Below are 1,268 nucleotides of genomic sequence, written 5' to 3'. Positions count from 1 at the left end.
CCCCCCCCCCCCCCCCCCCCCCCCCCCCCCCCCCCCCGGGGCGGCCCCCCCCCCCCCCCCCCGCCTTTTGCTTTGCTAGGGTTCGAGCGCGCGGGACAGAGATCGTAACCGGCACTGGTGTGTGTCCGCACACCCGCGTGGGAGAGTGATCCGCACGGTATCGGCGTGAAGTCCCTGTAGGCATCAGCTGAACCAGCTGTGACCACGTATGAGAGAGTGAACCCCTTTCGCCACCGTGTGCCCCGCGCGCCCTTTATCCTGCGAGGATTCATCATGGCGCGCAAGCCGTCCAAGCAACGCTTTACTGTCGTTCATCCTGATTGCGCTGCAATCGATGTCGGCAGCCGAGAACATTTTGTCGCTGTCGATCCTCGTCATGACAATGATGTCCGGTCGTTTACATCCTTCACTGACGACCTTTACCAGCTCGCCGACTGGCTCGAGAGCTTGCGTGTCAAGGTCGTGGCCATGGAGTCCACTGGTGTTTACTGGATTCCTATTTACGAAGTCCTCAGTGAGCGAGGGTTTGAGGTTTACCTCGTCAATGCTCGTGCTACTCGGCAAATCACGGGCCGAAAATCCGATGTGCTGGATTGCCAATGGATCTGGCAACTAATGACCCATGGGCTGCTACGAGGTGCCTTCCGGCCCAGCGATCCCACTTGCTGCGTCCGCTCATTAGTCAGGCAGCGGGCGTTCAAAGTGAAAGATCAAGCGCAGTCGCTGAATCGGATGCAGAAAGCGCTGAGCCAAATGAACATCCAGTTGGCCAACGTGATCAGTGATATTTCCGGGGTCACTGGCATGAGAATTCTACGGGCGATCATCGCAGGTGAGCGCAACCCTGTGCGACTGGCGGAGTTGACCGATGCTCGGATCAAAGCGGGTAAAGAGGCCGTCGCTCGCAGTCTTCATGGTAATTGGAGGCCTGAGCACTTGCATGCGTTGGGGCAAGAGCTAGCCACGTATGACTTTCTGGAGCGGCAGATCGCAGAATGTGACGAAGCCATAGGCGAGGCCTTGAAGCTATTGCCAGTGCTGGAGGAAAAGCCAAAAGAGCCTCGTAAAGTACTGCGAAGCCCCCATCGAAGCACAGCTGATCAAGCAACCTTGCATCAGGCGCTATGGCGGGTACTGGGTGTGGATTTGACGGCCATACCCACGATTGGAGTGGATACCGCGTTGGTTCTGGCCGGTGAGATAGGTGCTGATCTTTCGGAGGGTGTCAGAAATTTTGTGTTCGGGCATAACATGAGTAAGAGGTGCAT

Annotated in this window: 1 protein-coding gene; it reads left to right on the top strand. The window is 57.6% G+C overall.

Annotated elements, in window-relative coordinates; genetic code table 11:
• Window positions 1-273: 273 nt before the first annotated feature.
• On the top strand, window positions 274-1,268 hold a 995-nt coding region (locus IAE37_RS28560; protein ID WP_201178792.1), incomplete at its 3' end, for an IS110 family transposase.

Source organism: Pseudomonas sp. S31 (assembly GCF_016648105.1).
Taxonomy (GTDB): domain Bacteria; phylum Pseudomonadota; class Gammaproteobacteria; order Pseudomonadales; family Pseudomonadaceae; genus Aquipseudomonas.
The sequence above is the reverse complement of the archived record's forward strand: the minus strand, read 5'-3'. Positions and strand labels throughout refer to the sequence as shown.